15 protein-coding genes are annotated in these 17,981 nt (G+C 42.6%); 2 read left to right on the top strand and 13 right to left on the bottom strand.

The genetic code is table 11. The features are described from left to right. Positions 1 to 12: 12 nt before the first annotated feature. The 6 genes from fabD (NSQ83_RS09375) to NSQ83_RS09350 all read right to left on the bottom strand — a co-directional run bounded on the left by fabD (NSQ83_RS09375) (position 13) and on the right by NSQ83_RS09350 (position 6,514). Positions 13 to 2,316, bottom strand: coding sequence for an ACP S-malonyltransferase (fabD, locus tag NSQ83_RS09375; RefSeq protein ID WP_160221595.1), 2,304 nt, complete (start codon positions 2,314 to 2,316; stop codon positions 13 to 15). Beyond that, entirely contained in the window at positions 2,313 to 3,287 is a 975-nt protein-coding gene (locus NSQ83_RS09370; RefSeq protein WP_038428989.1) for an acyltransferase domain-containing protein, read from the bottom strand. The genes fabD (NSQ83_RS09375) and NSQ83_RS09370 overlap by 4 nt, the downstream gene beginning before the upstream one ends. 503 nt (positions 3,288 to 3,790) lie before the next feature. Then, on the bottom strand, positions 3,791 to 4,657 hold the full coding sequence (gene fabD, locus NSQ83_RS09365; RefSeq protein WP_339239178.1) for an ACP S-malonyltransferase: 867 nt from the start codon (positions 4,655 to 4,657) through the stop codon (positions 3,791 to 3,793). Next, entirely contained in the window at positions 4,654 to 4,920 is a 267-nt protein-coding gene (locus tag NSQ83_RS09360) for a hypothetical protein (protein WP_120028100.1), read from the bottom strand. The genes fabD (NSQ83_RS09365) and NSQ83_RS09360 overlap by 4 nt, the downstream gene beginning before the upstream one ends. A gap of 109 nt (positions 4,921 to 5,029) precedes the next feature. Next, on the bottom strand, positions 5,030 to 5,707 hold the full coding sequence (locus NSQ83_RS09355; RefSeq protein WP_003231824.1) for an MBL fold metallo-hydrolase: 678 nt from the start codon (positions 5,705 to 5,707) through the stop codon (positions 5,030 to 5,032). Positions 5,708 to 5,896: 189 nt separating this feature from the next. Further along, positions 5,897 to 6,514, bottom strand: coding sequence for a TetR/AcrR family transcriptional regulator (locus tag NSQ83_RS09350; RefSeq protein WP_029317807.1), 618 nt, complete (start codon positions 6,512 to 6,514; stop codon positions 5,897 to 5,899). A gap of 119 nt (positions 6,515 to 6,633) precedes the next feature. On the opposite strand from NSQ83_RS09350, the gene NSQ83_RS09345 reads away from it, so the two are divergent. Both NSQ83_RS09345 and NSQ83_RS09340 read left to right on the top strand, forming a co-directional pair. Next, entirely contained in the window at positions 6,634 to 7,191 is a 558-nt protein-coding gene (locus NSQ83_RS09345; protein ID WP_086343851.1) for a hypothetical protein, read from the top strand. A gap of 154 nt (positions 7,192 to 7,345) precedes the next feature. After that, a complete protein-coding gene (locus NSQ83_RS09340) occupies positions 7,346 to 7,801 on the top strand; it encodes a regulatory YrvL family protein (RefSeq protein ID WP_198878788.1) in 456 nt (151 codons plus the stop codon). Between the two features lie 399 nt (positions 7,802 to 8,200). Here NSQ83_RS09340 and mutL read toward each other — a convergent pair whose 3' ends face one another. From mutL to tdh, 7 genes are all read right to left on the bottom strand, one after another. Then, positions 8,201 to 10,084 (bottom strand): DNA mismatch repair endonuclease MutL, encoded by a 1,884-nt coding sequence (gene mutL, locus NSQ83_RS09335; RefSeq protein WP_198878787.1) that lies wholly within the window; start codon positions 10,082 to 10,084, stop codon positions 8,201 to 8,203. Positions 10,085 to 10,099: 15 nt separating this feature from the next. Further along, positions 10,100 to 12,676 carry a DNA mismatch repair protein MutS gene (gene mutS, locus NSQ83_RS09330; protein ID WP_029726481.1) on the bottom strand — a complete coding sequence of 859 codons (2,577 nt, stop codon included), beginning with the start codon at positions 12,674 to 12,676 and terminating at the stop codon, positions 10,100 to 10,102. 132 nt (positions 12,677 to 12,808) lie between these two features. After that, positions 12,809 to 13,354, bottom strand: coding sequence for an outer spore coat protein CotE (gene cotE / locus NSQ83_RS09325; protein WP_003231833.1), 546 nt, complete (start codon positions 13,352 to 13,354; stop codon positions 12,809 to 12,811). Positions 13,355 to 13,615: 261 nt separating this feature from the next. Continuing rightward, a complete protein-coding gene (ricA, locus tag NSQ83_RS09320; protein WP_003231834.1) occupies positions 13,616 to 14,047 on the bottom strand; it encodes a regulatory iron-sulfur-containing complex subunit RicA in 432 nt (143 codons plus the stop codon). A gap of 1 nt (position 14,048) precedes the next feature. Next, positions 14,049 to 15,578, bottom strand: a complete 1,530-nt coding sequence (miaB, locus tag NSQ83_RS09315; protein WP_014479820.1) for a tRNA (N6-isopentenyl adenosine(37)-C2)-methylthiotransferase MiaB — start codon at positions 15,576 to 15,578, stop codon at positions 14,049 to 14,051. 147 nt (positions 15,579 to 15,725) lie between these two features. After that, positions 15,726 to 16,904, bottom strand: a complete 1,179-nt coding sequence (locus NSQ83_RS09310) for a glycine C-acetyltransferase (RefSeq protein WP_014664025.1) — start codon at positions 16,902 to 16,904, stop codon at positions 15,726 to 15,728. Positions 16,905 to 16,916: 12 nt separating this feature from the next. Then, on the bottom strand, positions 16,917 to 17,960 hold the full coding sequence (gene tdh, locus NSQ83_RS09305) for an L-threonine 3-dehydrogenase (RefSeq protein WP_029726482.1): 1,044 nt from the start codon (positions 17,958 to 17,960) through the stop codon (positions 16,917 to 16,919). Positions 17,961 to 17,981 lie beyond the last annotated feature (21 nt).

The following is a 17,981-nucleotide window of genomic DNA, read 5'->3' as shown; positions in this document are numbered from 1 at the left end:
TTTTCATAATATTCAAACTTTTATTTTTATGTTGTCTGTTTCATGCGACGGCTGATACATCGATTGCATCCGTTCATGAAGCAATACTGCCGTTTCTGTCATTAATTTTTTCCCGATTTCATCCACATGGCGGTTTCGCCAATTTTCTAATTGCGACCCTTTAACCCATTGATTAAAGGCTCCCAGCGCGGGACCGCAGTGAATTTGATAATCGACCTTCGAATGTTCGCTTCCGCTGATTGCCAATTTTGAGCTGTATCTGAAGTACCATCGGAAAATCAAAGCCATTTTATGCTTCGGGTTTTGTTCAGCCTTCTCAATGTCTGCCGCGGGATAATGCAATGCAATATCTTTATATATGTCTTCTATACTGCGTTTAAAGTATTTCTCCTCAAGCTGGGCCAGCATCTTTGCATCCAGCTCACGTATAGACCCATACCGCTGGTACAGTTCATATAACTTGTTTGCCCGTGCGGGAAAGAACACGCCTTTCTTTAGCACCTGCACTTTACTGCCCGATTCAAACATATCACCTGCAGGCGCATAGGCTGTATCTTGTACATTCATCTGCTGAAGCAAATCCTTTACTTTATCACTTGTTGCCGCCTCAACCGTACATTGATTGATTGAGCCTGTTAGAATAAAATCAGCCCCTAGCATAAAAGCCGCCATCGCTGCCTCAGGTGTTCCAATTCCTCCAGCTGCACCAACTCTTATTTTTTTCCGGTATTGATATTTTTTCATCATTTCATCTCTTAAAGATGTCATCGCCGGCATCAGGCTGTATGCTACACCGCCATCTGTATGACCGCCTGAATCAGCTTCTACACAAATATCGTCAGCCATCGGAATGCACCGCAACAACTCAGCTTCGTTCATAGTGATTTTATTTTCTCCTAAAAGCTTTTGCAGCATATTCTCAGGCGCAGGACTCAGAAATGATTCTGCAACTTCCGGCCGTGATATTTTTGCTATGAGACGATTTGAGCATATAACGTCACCATTTTGATTTCGTTTCACTCCTTTTGCGCGGTACCTTACTAATGCGAGAGTGACACTTAAAAATGCTGAAGCCTCCACTATGCTCACTTGATTCCTCAATAAAAGATCGATCATTTTTTCTTCTGATTCAGTATGTTTCATATTGTGGACCAGATTGATGCCGTAGGCTTGTCCTTTCCCTAATTCACCTTGTATAGCATGGATCGCATCTTCAACCTCTTTCAGGCTCAGACCTCCTGTGCCAAAGAACCCCATCATTCCCGCTCTTGACAGCTTTACTACCATTTCTTTCGAAGCAATGCCGCGGTACATTCCTCCTGCAAGATAAGCATATGTAAGATGATAATCTTGTTTAAATTCAGCACTTCCTAAAGATTCTGCCGTAATCCCAGCTTGAACATTGCGTTGCTCCTTTAGATGCGCACTGATCGCGGGGTTCTTTTTCGGTATATATGTCAATGGTTCAGCTTCATTTTTAATCCGATGAATGAGACCGGTTAAAACAGTTCCAGGCCCAATCTCTGCAAACTCCATTTCTCCTCTTCCCATCAGAAAACGAATGCTGTCCGTCCATTTCACTGTGTTGTCCATTTGTTCAGATAATGTATCTTTTAATCTGTCTTGATGGTATGGCTCTGCGTAGACATTGGAGATAACCGGGATCGCCAAAGGTGCAAACTGGAATGAGTCAATATATTGCTTAAATACCTGTTTGGCTTCATTCATATATCTGGAATGAAAAGCTCCGCTCACATTTAATGGATGAAACAGCTTTACTTCCTTGGTGTTTTCAAAAACAGCCCGAGCTTTTTCAATCTCGTTTTTCGGGCCAGAAATCACAATTTGCCGGGGCGTATTTTCATTTGCCACATCAATGTCATAAAGACGGTGCTCTTCTAAAACGGCTGTAACTTGTTCCTTACTCAGGCCGATCACAGCAGCCATTCCGCCCCCTGTAATTCGTCCCATCAATTCTCCTCTTTTTTTGACGAGCCTTAATCCGGTTTCAAAATCAAAGGCACCGGCTGCCATCAGCGCATTGTATTCTCCTAAGCTGTGTCCTGCCGCAAAATCAGGTTTTCTGCCGGTCTCCTCCACTCTCTTCAAGTAACTGAGTGCATTAACAACATACAAAGCCGGCTGCGTGTATTCAGTATGATTTACATCCAGATATGATTTTTCGGTACATAGCTTCTCTATTGAATAGCCCAATATTTGATCTGCTTGATCTGTCAAATGCTGATACTGTTCAAATAGCCCTTGTCCCATCCCCTTTTGCTGGGAGCCTTGCCCTGGAAAGACATATGTAATCATCTTGTAAACTTCCTTTCTGGTGTACGGAAATACTCAACCGTATTCAGATTTTTCAGCTCCTGATGAAATGGTGTTATGATTGAGCAGCAACGGTCAGCTGAATCACCCGGAATCAGCTGTTTCACAAAAGCAGCTAAGGTGCCGGATGGCCCTAAATCGATAAACTTGCATGTATGCTGGCTTTCCAAATATCGAATCGCTTCACGAAACATCATTGGCTTTCTGACCGCATTCCAAAAGAAATTCTCGTCCATTACGTGAAGGCAGCTTCCCGTTAAGCTCGATACAATCGGTATTGACGGTTTTTGAAAAGATTTTGATCTTAAAAATTCTGCATAGGCACTCTCTGCCGGATCAATAAGCGAAGAATGAAAGGCATAGGACACAGGAAGCAGCTGGCAAAGAATCTGCTTCTCCTTTAAATCCTCCATAATCTTCCTTATATGATCTTCTTCACCAGAAATGACGAAGTGCGAATCATAATTGATAGAAATGAGTTCACTATTTCCAAACAGTTGCGGATAATCATTCAGCAATTGCGGTTTGTCCAGAATGGCCATCATTTTTCCTTTATCGCAGGAATTTTGGATGATAATAGCCTGTTCAAGTATGCAATCCAGTATATCCTCTGCGTCTGACACACCAGAAACTGCCGCTGCTGCGAATTCTCCCAGACTTGATCCCAATACGTAATCAGGATAAATTCCCCTGTCTTCCAAAACCTTATATAAGGAATACTCAATCATAAAAATGGCGGGGTGGGAAAAAAGAATACTGTCAAACGGATCTGACACACGTTTACCTGGATGGTAGATTTCTTCAACAATGGATGTGCCGATTCGCCGTGCTGCAATGGCATCCATTTCAAGCATTGATTGGCGAAACACGGTATTTTCCTTAAATAGTTCTTTCCCCATGTGATAGTATTGGGAACCTTGCCCGGAAAACATAAAAACAAGCGGTTCATTCATGTGTATAACCTTCTTTTTTTATATTTATGACGGCTATTGGATTTCTCATTTCCATGCATGTTGTTAAAGCACATAGCAGCGATTGAAATGAAATTAATAAACGGAAAAGACATATGTGAAAAAGTAAAGGAGATTCAACTTGGAAGGATTGCTATTGGTGCTCTGGATGCGGTTCATTTATGACGTGATCGTAGATGTATGTTGATATCTCAAAATTGATGTAACATGATAACAGGATCAGCAAAGAACATCGACTCTATGATTGGTGGGTGCGGTTAAAAAATGGACCATCTAGATGTGGGAGCGATGGTTTGACAGACCGGCTGACATAGTTCAAATGTCTAACTTAATTTATCAGCCTCTTTATGTAACAGTATATAAAGTTATTCAATTAGAAACAGTGTCAATCGAACGATTGAATCTTTAAAACTTTATACCTTAAATGAAAGGAAATCTGTGTTTAGACCTGATTGATGAGATACATGGCCATAGGGGCAAATGCTTTAGCTGGGCATTGCTTCCGCATCTTTCTTTATGCGATGAATTAACCCAGTTAAAACATTTCCAGGCCCTACCTCCTCAAACTCCATATGGCCTTTTTTCATTAAGTAGCTTATACTGTCAGTCCATTTCACTGAATGATTAATTTGATCAGCCAGCGTCTGTTTCATGAATTCGTATGTATACGGTTTGGCATACACATTAGAAATAACTGGGATAGACGGAGGCGAAAAATAAAAGGCATGAAGGAACTCCTCAAATTCTTCTTTTGCCTTATTCATGTATCTGGAATGAAACGCGCCGCTTACGTTTAAGGGGAGTACCATTGTAACTTCAGTCATCGTTTCAAAAAGAGATGCGGCTTTTTCAATCTCATCTTTTTTTCCTGAAATTACAATTTGATATGGGGCATTCACATTAGCGATATCAACATCATGTAAATGATATTCTTTCAGAGCCTTTGCAACCTGCTCTTCATTTAGTCCCATAACAGCTGCCATACCGCCGTTGCTTATCAGACTCATCAGCTCGCCTCTTTTTCTGACAAGCTGTAAACCTGTCTCAAAATCAAAGACTTCAGCTGCAAATAACGCATTGTATTCACCCAAGCTGTGCCCGGCGACAAAGTCAGGTTTCACTTCTTCATCCTTGATTTTTTTCAGATAGCTTAGTGCGTTTACCACATATAATGCCGGCTGAGTAAATTGCGTTTTGTTTAAATTGGAATAAGGATTTTCCAGGCAAAGACGTTTGATAGAATATCCTAAGATCTCATCTGCCTGATCCGTCAGTTCTTTAAATTCATCGAATAGGCCGCCGCCCATTCCCTGTTTTTGTGAACCCTGACCTGGAAAAACATATGTGATCATTCTCTCAAAGCCACCCTTCCGATTAGTAGATGTATTTCACTTCTGTATGATTTTATAATAGTGATGACCGGATAAATAGTAGCATGTTCATGTTGATGGTAACCTCTGTAAATATTATCCGTCAAGTTAATTTTTCCTACAGTTTGCTCGATTGTTTTTCTGCTTTTTTCCATTGAGGAATAAAGGATCAGGAGATATAACAGAACATAAGAAAAAAGACCCAGATCACGTATAGGGCGCCATATCATGATAATGCGCTTCATTTTCTTTCAAATGAGTTTTCAAAATAAATAACACCTTCTATGTAATCATTTTCGAAAATAAAAATCATTTAGATATTCGAAGAAAAATAGGATAATAGATTCAGAAGGATTATTTAAAATCAAAAATACCTTTTTGGTTTTTACGAGTGCGAAATTTCACAAAATATTCTTTTTTATCAATTTGAAAGTAAATATTATGCTGATAAAGATCCTTTATCGAATGGCCGGGCGATTTGCCAAATGAGTGACCAGGATACACCCGTACATGGGGTGAAACCTCCGACTTTATTCTTTGAATACTATCAAACATCTCTTCCGCAGAGCTGCCATCATCCTCACATATGCCGCACCCTTCTGTAAACACCGTATCTCCGGTAAAAATACTCTCAGAAAACAAATAACACATTCCGCCGGCTGTATGCCCCGGTGTGAGAAGGCATTGTGCTCTTGTGTTTCCTATGCTGATTGTCTGATGATCATCTAGGCTAATTAAATTTCTGCATCGGAATTGATAATAATCAATTTCTTTTTTTGACATATAAACTTGAGCGTTAAACATCTTCGTCAGCGGGTCTACCAAATTTACATGATCATAATGAGAGTGTGTCAATGCGACTGCCTTTAATTCCGCTTCGAGTTCAGAAAGTGTAGTGGTTATCTTACTCAATTCCCATGAGGGATCAACAACAATTGCAGATCTGCTTACAATATCTTCAATGATATAGCAATAATTCGTCCAGCCCTGATACCTTGTTTTAATTGGATGCACCTTGTAAGTAAGATTCATTTATACCATCCCTATCATGTAAAGTTCTTAAACGATGGACCAGTGTTCACCCCTCAGTCCGTCTTTCATTCCACTTTACCAAACAGCATGATTGTTTTCCATTTTTTTCAGAGATCCTTGTTCTTTGAAAATAAAAAAGCGACTCTTTTGGACGCATGCCCAACAAGAATCGCTTTTCGCACTAGTGCCTTAAGGATGTCGTTTTTGTGTCTCACGTGTATCTTCCACGCAAATTGACTCTACATGCTGCATAATGACCCGCTTGATTCGGTCTTTATTCACGCGCACAGGGTCAAGCATGGCATGTAAAGCCAAGCCGTCAACAAGCGCGTAAAGTCTCTCAGCTTCAATGTCTTTATCAGCATTCGGCTTCAGTAAATCGGATTCATCTAAATAGGCAATCAGATTCCGCATGCCGCTGAAAATCCCGTCATGATTCGCATCAAACATATCCTTTTTATGTCTGGCGTAAGCAGTAAAAGCAAACCAAACCTCCATCTCTCTAATCGTTTCTTCATTCGTCGGGACCATTTCAAGCAAAATTTGCAACACTTTTTCCTTAGGGAGCAAATCCCTCACTGCAATGTCCTTAATTCGGTCCGTCACCTTTTCTTGGACAAGTTTCATTGCAAAAGCAAGCAATTCATCCTGTGTAGAGAAATAATGGCGCAGCGCACCTAATGACAATCCTGCTTCCTTTGCAATATTTCTGGCTGATGCTCCCTCCATCCCTCGTTCTAAAATGACGCGCCACGTTGCTTCTGCAATTTGTTTTCTTCTTTTCTCATGGTCAATTTGTTTTGGCATAGCTTTATTGTAACAAGAAAAAAATGAGAGGGCAATTTTATAATACAGTTGTGTTACAAAAACAAAGATGGTAACATATTATTTAAATAATACAACTGTATTGAAAAGAGGGAAATGGATTGAACGGTATCGCATGGATGATTGTTTTCTGTGAAATTGCGTTTTGGGTTGTCATTGTTTTGGGGCTTGCTGTACGTTACGTATTCAAACGACATACATTAGGACTGCTATTCCTTGCCTTAACTCCAGTTATCGATTTGATTTTGTTAGCGGCAACTGGTGTGGACCTTTACCGCGGAGCCTCAGCGACCGCAGCCCATGGGATTGCAGCTGTTTACATCGGTATATCGATCGCTTATGGGAAACAAATGATTCAATGGGCAGATGAAAAGTTTCAATATTATGTGACAAAAAAAGGAACAAAACCGCTGAAACGTTTTGGAATGGACCATGCCAAGCACGGTGCGAAAGGCTGGCTAAGACATGTGCTGGCCTACTTAATTGGTGCGGGACTATTGGCAGGGATGATCTATTTTATCAATGACTCTGCCCGAACCGAAGCATTGAGCGGCATTCTTAAACTGTGGACTGTCATTATAGGAATTGACTTTCTCATTACAGCCAGCTATTTTATTTGGCCAAAAAAAGAGAAAGCTTCGGCGAATCTCAGGAGTTAACATGATGAAAAAGGCCCTTCCCCAGTGGAAAGGGCCTTTTTTGGTTTTGTTAAAATATGCTATACTATTTTCGTCAGAAAACAGACTTATAGATATTTTGGGCTGATTCAAGGGTGCTGTTTGTATGAGTAAGCAGGGGAAGGGAGTGTCATACTTGAACCATAAAGAACAGAACGAGCACTCTAAAGATTTTAACCTGAGATCAAAATTAATCGGAATTGTATCTATCATTTTTATCGCGGCCATTGCGCTTGCAGTCATCTTCGGCGGCTTTTTCTTCGGGATGAAAGGCTTATTCTCCATACTTGGCATCACATACGCTTCCAATCAAACATTAGCTTTATTTATTTTAGCCTGCTTTGCTGTAGGATTAATCATAGACCCACTCACAAAGATTATCTCTATCATTTTGGCAAAATCACTTTCATTGAAAAAGACTGCACTTTTTGCTTTTATACTGTATTTTATCAGCAATCTTATAACGATCTGTTTTGCAGATTACTTTATGCAGTCTATTTATATTCCAGATGTCTTGCTTGTTGTGATATCAGCTTTCATGGCTTTCATTGAACTTGCTTTTGATAACCAGCCTAATAGAGAAGCAGCTTAAAATGCCGATGGCAGATATGGAGAATTCATAACACCTTATATTTGGACACCACCAGTTATATAAACGAAAAAAACTCCCTGTTCACACGAACAGGGAGCAAAACACAATGTTGTAATTTAAATTCTGCATTCTAAAATGATTCTCAAATTTGGATCATCAAGTTCATCCAAAAAGATAATGATCTTCGGACCACATGCCATATGTTTCCACCCCCTCACCCAAAATATACATTAATCCTAATTTCCTGTAAATGTAAATTTTGTTATACAGAGGAACCATGAAGTATAATGCGTTAACACTGCTCACACGTTTACAACCGTTTCTTATAATCTGACACTCGAAGGAGTACAAAAAAAGCATTGATCCATTCAGAGAATGGATCAATGCCTACCACCCCCGCTACATCACGCGTTTGAACATCTTTTCCATCTCATAAGTGGAATGGTGTATGATGATCGGGCGGCCGTGCGGGCATGTAAATGGGTCTGATGTGCTTCGGAGGTCGTCCAGAAGCGCTTTGATTTCGTCGTTTCTGAGGTGGCGATTTGCTTTGATGGAGCCTTTGCAGCTCATCATAATCGCCGCTTCCTCGCGAAGTTTTTTAATATCTATATTTTTGGAGTCGAGCACCTGCTGAATGATTTCTTCTATGAGCTCTGCTTCTTCTCCCTTTGGAAACCAGGCCGGGTGGCAGCGGACGATGTAACTGTTAGAGCCGAATGACTCTAAAAAGACACCGACGCTTTCGAGCTCTTGTTTGTGCTGTTCAATAATCAAAGCCTCATTTGTGGAGTAGTGGAACGTCAGCGGTACAATCATATCCTGCACCTCAGGCTCAACCTCCCCCACCTTTTCACGAAAGTACTCATATTTAATACGTTCTTGGGCGGCGTGCTGGTCGATAATATACAGGCCGTTTTCGTTTTGTGCCAATATATAAGTCCCGTGCATCTGGCCGATCGGGTACATAATCGGAACCCGCTCAGACGCTGGCTGCTGCTGTTCCTCATGGCATTCCTGCTCAAATGTTTCAGGCAGTTCTTCTGAAACATCGGACACCTCAAGGGTTTGTTCCTGATCAACGATAGGAGGAGCATCAAATTGGAGAGGAGGCAATTCTTCCTCCGCATCAATCGGCTCTTTCACGACTGAGCTGAGCTTCATTGGTGAATAAGATGGCGCATGCGCTTTTTCCGGTACTTTTCTTTCCGGAGGCTTTTCATCAAAGGTTATGAACTGCTGCTCATTTTTGATAACAGGTGCCGATTTTTTCGGAAGCTGGGCACTCGGAATCAGCTGCTGCTGTTTAAATACATCTTTAATTCCGTCACGAATTAAGTCATGAAGCTCTGTTTCCTTGCTGAGCCGGACCTCAAGCTTCGATGGATGCACGTTGACATCGACTAAAATCGGGTCCATCGTAATTTCTATAAAAGTAATCGGATGGCGTCCGATCGGCAGAAGCGTATGATAGCCTTCATGAACCGCTTTGACGAGCGGGAAATTTTTAATGTAACGGCCATTGACCACAGACGACATATAGTTCCTCGACGCCCGTGTAATCTCTGGGAGGGCGATATATCCCTTTACTTCAAAATCCAAGGAGCTCACATGCAGCGGAAGCATTTTTTTGGCGACAGCCGTGCCGTAAATCGCTGCCAGTACATGGCGCACATCTCCGTTTCCGTTCGTTTGAAGCAGGTTTTTCCCATGATGGCGCAGGCGGATCGATACCTCTGGATGCGCCAGAGCAATACGGTTAACCACATCCGTAATGTTTCCAAGCTCTGTATGAACGGTTTTCATATATTTCAAACGGGCCGGTGTGTTAAAAAACAGGTTGGAAACGACAATTTCAGTTCCCTTCCTGCTTGAGGAACGCGATTCGGAAATGATGTTTCCTCCTTGGAGGACGAGCTTCGTCCCAGCTCCTTCACCAGTGCTTGTTTTAATCTCCAGATGAGAGACTGACGCGATACTCGGCAGGGCTTCTCCCCTGAAACCGAGCGTTCTCACCCTGAATAAATCATTTTCATCTTTTATTTTACTCGTTGCGTGGCGGCGGAAAGCTCGCTTGCAATCTTCATTCTCCATTCCTTCGCCGTTATCCAAGACCCGAATGGATGCAAGGCCTGCTTCCTCAATATCGATTTCAATGACTGTGCTGTCAGCGTCGATCGCATTTTCCACCAATTCTTTGACGACTGAGGCGGGCCGTTCCACAACCTCGCCCGCCGCTATTTTATTTGAAAGCTCATCTGACAGCTGGATGACTTTTGCCACATTCATCACCCCGTTTTAATGTAATTTCTTTTGCAGCTTGTACATTTCATTCATCGCTTCAAGCGGTGTCATATCAAGTATATTAAGTGATTTGAAAGCATCGATCACTTGCTTTTCTTTTTTTGAAAGCTTTGGTGTTTCAGCCGGCTTTTCCGCTTCGTCAAAAAAGGACAGCTGTGCCGGCTCTTCTTTCACCTGAGGTTTCTGCACCGGCACTTCCGGTTTGTTTCCTGAATGTTCAAGCTCTTTTAAAATATCTTGGGCGCGGGCAATCAGATCTCCCGGCAGTTCGGCAAGCTGAGCTACATGGATACCATAGCTTTTATCAGCGGCACCTTCTTTGATTTGATGAAGAAAGACAACCGTTCCGTTATATTCTTCAGCGCGAACATGAACGTTTTTCAGCTGGGGCAGCTTGTCCTCAAGAACGGTCAGCTCGTGATAGTGTGTGCTGAACAGCGTCTTGGCGCCGATATGATCGTGAACATATTCAATAATCGCCTGTGCCAGCGCCATGCCGTCATAAGTGGACGTTCCCCGCCCGATTTCATCAAACAGAATGAGGCTGTTTTTCGTCGCGTTGACAATCGCATTTTTCGCTTCAAGCATTTCTACCATAAATGTACTTTGTCCGGAAATCAAATCATCTGCAGCGCCGATTCGTGTGAAAATTTGATCAAAAATCGGAAGCACCGCTTTTTTCGCGGGTACAAAGCAGCCGATTTGCGCCATAATGGAAATGAGCGCGATTTGTCTCATATACGTGCTTTTCCCTGACATGTTTGGACCTGTAATGAGAAGCATTTGTCTGTTATCGCCCATCATACAGTTGTTCGGGACATATTCCTGGCTGTCCATGACTTTTTCAACAACCGGGTGTCTGCCTTCAATCACTTCGACTTCATCTTTAGAGAACTCCGGTTTCGTGTAGTGGCGATTTTCACTGATTGTCGCAAAGCATTGCAGTGCGTCCAGCTCGCTCATCTGTTTTGCAAGCAACTGTAGCCGCGGAATATACTGCTTCACTTTCTCGCGCAGCTCGGTAAACAGCTCGTACTCCAGCTCACAGATGTTATTTTCCGCCTCTAAAATGAGCGCTTCTTTTTCTTTTAATTCAGGTGTAATGTAGCGCTCTGCATTGGTTAACGTCTGTTTCCGCTCATAACGCCCTTCCTCAAGCAAATGCAAATTTGCTTTTGTCACTTCAATGTAATAACCGAAAACTTTATTAAAGCCAACCTTTAAAGAACGAATGCCTGTGTATTCCCGCTCCTGCTGTTCCAGGCGGGCAATCCAGTCTTTTCCGTTTCTGCTTGCATCACGATATTCATCAAGCTTTTGATTATAACCATCTTTAATCAGATTCCCTTCTTTTACCGATAAAGGAGGGTTTTCGTACAGCGCTTCTTCCAGCAGTTCAAGTACATCCCCGCAAGGGTCAATGCGCTCTGCACGTTCCTTGGCCTTGTCATGAGCCAGTGAAGCAACCAGCTGTTTGATGCCAGGAACTTGCTTTAACGATTCCTTCAGCTGAATCAAATCCCGGGCATTGACATTTCCGAATGCAACGCGGCCGGCAAGGCGTTCTAAGTCATATACTTCTTTTAAACGTTCACGCAGATCTTCCCGTTCAAAGAAATGGGACATTAATGTTTCCACCATTTCTTGGCGCTCTTCGATTTGATTGACTCTGATAAGCGGCCGGTCAATCCACTGTTTAAGCAGCCGGCCTCCCATTGCCGTTTTTGTTTCATCCAGCAGCCACAAAAGGGAGCCTTTTTTATTTTTCGAACGAATCGTTTCGGTCAGCTCCAGATTACGCTTTGAGTACAAGTCAATTTTCATCGCTTCCTCAAGCTCATACACCTGCACGGGCTGAAGATGATCAAGGCTGCGCTTTTGGGTTCTTTTCAAATACGTATATAAGCGCAGAAATGTTTTTGTTATATCTTCATTATTTAAGTGCTCAATGATCGTTACGTGTTCGTCTGTTTCTCCGTCTTCAATTGAAATTGTTGCACCGCACCGCTCTCTCAGCTGTGCCACTGTATCGGCATCCAAGCTTCCTGAAACCACGATTTCCCGTGCGCCGACTGAATAAATTTCTGATATGACGTCTTCAAGCCGTTCAATCAAAACAGCCAAATTTTCTCCCGTTGTTAAATCAGACAGCGCAAGTCCGTATCCGTTCGAGCAGGCTGAAACAGATGCGATAAAGTTATTTTCCGATTCATGGATGCCTTTGCCGTCCATTACAGTTCCGGGCGTAATCAGCTGAACCACTTCTCTTTTCACAACGCCCTTTGCGGCTTTCGGATCTTCCGTCTGTTCACAGATCGCCACTTTGTATCCTTTTTTAATAAGCTGTTCGATATACGCGGAAGCAGAATGATACGGCACACCGCACATCGGTATTTTTTCAGCCGCACCGCCATCTCTGCTCGTTAACGTAATTTCCAGCTCTTGTGACGCTTTTTTGGCGTCCTCAAAAAACATTTCGTAAAAATCACCCAGGCGAAAAAATAAAAAGGCATCCTGGTGCTCTGCCTTTATTTTTAAATATTGCTGTATCATAGGCGTATAACCGGCCATTGTTTAATCCCTCACTATGTATCAACGTTTCTATTTTCCAACCTTCATTATAACATAAACAAAAAGTGATAAAAGAATGATATATCAATATAAAAAAGAGACTTGGGGGTACTGTCTCCCCTAGTCCCTTTTTTATTCTTCAGGATCTCCCACTAAAAACTCCGGGTTGATGTCTTCAAGCTCTTCATCAAGCTCATCTTCCCAATCTTCCTCGTCATCCTCTTCCCAGTCAGGATTGACCTCAACAACTACCTTTGTTTCCCCTACCACTTCCGCCAAAAATTCTCTTTCTGCCTGCACAACGATTTTATTTCCATTCGGCGAAATGGTCACTTCAAGGCAGTTTGGCTGCTGAAGCACTTTGGCAATCACTTCATGCTCATCATCTAAGTAATTATTGTCTCTGTATCTGAGTTTAATGACATCTACATATTTTACCCGTTCTGTGACAACCTCTGTCTTTGTGTTGTCCGCGTAAGAGTACCATACGTTTATATCATAATACCCTTCAATTTCTACCGTTTTTCCAATTTTTTCAGCGTCATACTTGTGGTTAATAATCCAACCACCCAAAATGCTGCTCGGTTTTTTCTCAGGCGAGATGGTGTTGGTGCATTGGGTGAATTTTCGGCCTTTCGCTACTACTGCCTTCGTAATAATTTCCCTGTATTCAGACATTCCGGCATGCCTCCTTGTTCTTCTTCGTGTTATCTTATGCTGGGCATTTGTCTAGTGTGCATTTTTATAAATAAAATATAAAAATACAAAGTTTCTGTTCCATTGTATGCAGGTGTGCCTAGAAACTTTACTTATAAGTGCGATAAAGTTTACACGCGGCTGAGCACAGAAAAACCAATTGAATATTTAGTACATAGATTATTTAGTTCATTTATAACCGCACAAATGATGAAAAAACACGGGCCTGTTAAGGCACCGTGTTTAGAGAGAACAGCTGTTATTTGAATGCTTCACCTTTGAACCGGTTTCCCCTTTCAGCAGGTCGCCTCCGGTTGATGTGATGATTTCATTTGTGACTTGGTTGGAAATGGTGTGTGCAACGAGCTGCAGTAGGTCATTTACTTCCATCTGCGAGTCTCTGAATTCCTGGATAACAGGAATCTCTTCAAGCTCTTCTTGCAGCGCGTCAATTTTTGCTTCTACTTGTTTGAGCGCTTCATGCTTTTCATAATGCTTCAGATTGACAGCCTGCTTTTGCAGGGCTTTAATCTGATTAACGATTGTGGACACTTTGTCATTCTCATTGATTTGCGCTTCAGCCCGTTTGAAAAAATCAACCTCTTCTGTTTCAGAAATCATTTTTGCAAGGTTTCGTGCCTGCTGCACAATGTCTTTTTTTGAGTAGAGCGTCATCTTATTTCACCTCGATTGCTTCTCCTACCATTTCTCCGTCAAGCGACCATGTTTTCGCTTGCTGGATTTTCACGCGGACGATTTTGCCGATGGCTTCCTTCGGCCCTTTGAAATTGACAAGCTTGCTTTTTTCCGTATAGCCGGCAAGAATATCAGGGTTATTTTTGCTTTCACCCTCAACTAATACTTCGACAACCTTGCCTTCGTATTCCTTCATTTTTTTAGCAGAAATTTCATTCACCAGTGCGTTTAGACGCTGCAGGCGTTCTTTTTTCACACGCATCGGTACATTATCTTTCATCTTAGCAGCCGGAGTGCCCTCACGCGGAGAGTAAATGAACGTATAGGCGCTGTCAAACTCCACTTCACGGTATAGAGAAAGCGTTTCTTCAAACTGTTCGTCCGTTTCATTTGGAAATCCGACGATAATGTCCGTTGTCAAAGAAGCGTTTGGCATCGCTGTCTTTATTTTTCGCACCAGCTCCATGTAACGCTCTCTGTCATATTTGCGGGCCATCAGCTTCAGAACTTCTGAGCTTCCTGATTGAACCGGAAGATGAATGTGATCAAGCAGATTTCCGCCTTTTGCCAGCACTTCAATGAGGCGGTCGTCAAAGTCGCGCGGATGACTCGTTGTAAAACGGATTCTCGGGATATCGATTTTTCTCAGTTCATCCATCAAATCACCAAGTCCGTACGTCATATCTTCAAAGTCTTTTCCATACGCGTTTACGTTTTGGCCTAACAGAGTAATTTCCTTATAGCCTTCACTTGCGAGCCTTCTCACTTCCTGAATGATATCTTCAGGGCGGCGGCTTCTTTCTTTCCCGCGTGTGTAAGGCACAATGCAATACGTACAGAATTTGTCACAGCCGTACATGATATTGACCCAGCCCTTAATTTTTCCATTTCGGACTTTTGGAAGGTTTTCAATAACGTCCCCTTCCTTAGACCAAACTTCTACAACCATTTCTTTTGAAAGGTATGCTTCTGACAAAAGCTCCGGCAGGCGATGAATGTTATGCGTTCCGAAAATCATATCGACAAACGGATGTTTTTTCAAAATACGGTTCACGACTGATTCCTCTTGGGACATACAGCCGCACACGCCTAAAATCAGATCGGGATTGTTTTTTTTCAGTGCTTTTAAGTGCCCAAGCTCACCAAACACCTTGTTTTCAGCATTTTCACGGATTGCACATGTATTTAACAAAATGACATTGGCGTCGTCAACAGAGTTTGTCGCTTCGTAACCGAGCGCCATAAAGATCCCTGCCATAACCTCTGTATCGTGTTCATTCATTTGGCAGCCGTACGTACGGATATAGAACTTTCTTCCGTCTCCCAATCCTTTAAATTGTTCAGAAATTTTAAAGTCATTATGATAAGTAACGGCTTCCTTGCCTCGTTTTTTCGCGTCTTTTAAAGAAGGCGGAATGTAAACAGCTTCAAAGTACTTGCTGTAATCCTTCTCGGATTTTTTGTCCGATGGATTAACTTGTCCGCTCTCTAATTTTTGTTTTTCATTCATGTCATATTTTCTCCTTTCAAACCAAACTTCCACCCTTCAGTATAAAGGTTATTGAAGCTCTGCACAACTGGCAACCTATCATTGTACACTCATTGAGAATAATAATCAATAAGGAATCAAAAGAGGAAGAGTAAACTCTTCCTCTTGTTACAATAGCTGGAGCTCCTTTGCCGTCTTTTCGATGACATCAAGCGCCTGATCCAGTTCATCTTTAGTGTGCTCTGCTGTTATAATCGTGCGAATTCTGGCTTTTCCCTTTGCTACAGTCGGGAAAACGATACTTTGGGCAAAAACACCGTGAGAAAGGAGCTGATCTGAAAATTGCTTTGCCACACCTTCATCACCTATTAAAATAGGAAGAATCGGCGTTTCACTCTTCGTGAGAGTCAGGCCCATTTTCACAAGCATTGCTTTAAAATAGGCAGTATTCTCCCACAAGCGCTCCATATGCTCCGGCTCTTCAAGCAAGACATCAATCGCTTCCATACAAGCTGCAGTGACAGCCGGCGGATGAGATGTGCTGAATAAAAATGGACGGCCTTTATGGCGCAAATAATCGATCAGCACCTTTGAACCTGCAGCGTAGCCGCCGAGCACTCCGATTGCCTTGCTTAATGTTCCGACCTGAATATGCACTCTGCCGTCAAGACCGAAGTGATTCACCGTTCCCCTGCCGTTTTCGCCAAGTACTCCGGATGCATGGGCGTCATCCACCATCACAAATGCGTCATATTTCTCAGCGAGCTCTACAATATCAGGCAGAGGAGCTATGTTGCCATCCATGGAAAATACGCCGTCTGTCACAATCAGACGCATCCGATAATTCATTGACTTTCTCAGCACCCGCTCTAAATCACTCATATTGACGTGCTGATACACCTTTTTATCCGCCTTTGTCAGTCGAATTCCGTCAATAATAGAGGCATGGTTCAATTCATCTGAGATGACAATGTCCTCTTTTGATAGAATACTTGAAAGTACGCCTTGGTTTGTTGTGAAGCCTGATTGGAATACAAGTGCCGCCTCCGTTTTTTTAAAGGCTGCCAGCTTTTTCTCAAGCTCTTGATGCATTGTAAATGTACCGGCAATCGTTCTCACTGATCCGGTGCCGGCTCCATACTGCTGAACGGCCTCCTGTGCGGCGTTGATGAGTCTAGGATGTGAAGTGAATCCGAGGTAATTATTAGAAGATAGCTGAATGACTTTTTGGTGATTCACTGTGACAGAGGGGCCCTGCATAGATTCAAGCTGTTTTATGTCTTGCCATGTATGGTTTTCTTTCATACTATCAAGCTCTGCTTTTAAAAACTCAAATTCCTTCGTCATGTTTATCCCCCTTTATGGAATTAAAATTACTTTTCCGCACTGCCCGCTTCTCATCAGTTCGAAACCTTTTTCAAACTCCTCTAACGGAAACTGATGGGTAATAACAGGTTCAAGATCGATCACGTTTGAACTGATCAACTGAGACACCTGGCGCCATGTTGAAAACATTTTTCTTCCTGTGATTCCTTGGATGGTAAGCCCTTTAAATACCACTTTATTCGTCAAATCAATTGTCACCGGATGTTCCGGCAAGCTGAGAATATGAAATCTTCCGCCATTTGCAGCCATCGCAAGACCTTGGGCAATCGCTGAGGGATGTCCCGACATCTCACAAACAAGATCTGCTCCTTCCCCACTCGTTAAAGCGCTTACAATTTTGAGCGGGTCTTCTTTTTCAATAGAAACAGTACAAGTCGCTCCCATTTGTTTTGCAAGCCTCAGCCTGTATTCATTCTTATCAATCGCTATCACCTGAGAAGCTCCTGCTGCTTTTGCAACCGCAACAGCCATAAGACCAATCGGTCCGCATCCAATCACTGCAGTCGTTCCTCCTGCAGGCTGGCTCTCGAGTACGGTATGAACTGCATTTCCTAAAGGCTCTTGAATGGAAGCAATCGACGGGTCCATATCAGCGGGATTTCTCCAAATATTATCAGCTGGAACTTTTACATACTCCGCAAAACAGCCTGCCGTGTCCACTCCGATTATAGCAGTATTGGTACACACATGAGATTTTCCTGTTAGGCAAGGGACACATTCACCACAGACAATGTGTGTTTCCGCAGACACATACTCTCCCACTTTTACACTGCTGACATTCTCTCCCACGCCCTCTACGATGCCGCTGAACTCATGGCCGAAAACATAGGGTGTTTTGATTCTCTGACGTGCCCATTGATCCCAATTATAAATGTGGACATCCGTGCCGCATATGGAAGCGGCTTTCACTTTTATGAGGACTTCATGTTTATCAATCTCAGGAATGGGAACTTCAGTAAGCACAGCACCGAACGCCCCGTCCTTTTTCATTAGAGCTTTCATCTTTCCACTCTGCATGTACAATCCTCCTTGAAAAAT

Origin of the sequence: Bacillus sp. PS217, assembly GCF_037963535.1 — a bacterium.
In the GTDB taxonomy this organism is placed as follows: domain Bacteria; phylum Bacillota; class Bacilli; order Bacillales; family Bacillaceae; genus Bacillus; species Bacillus subtilis.
Note: the sequence above shows the minus strand (reverse complement) of the source record. Positions and strands in the feature narration are given on the sequence as shown.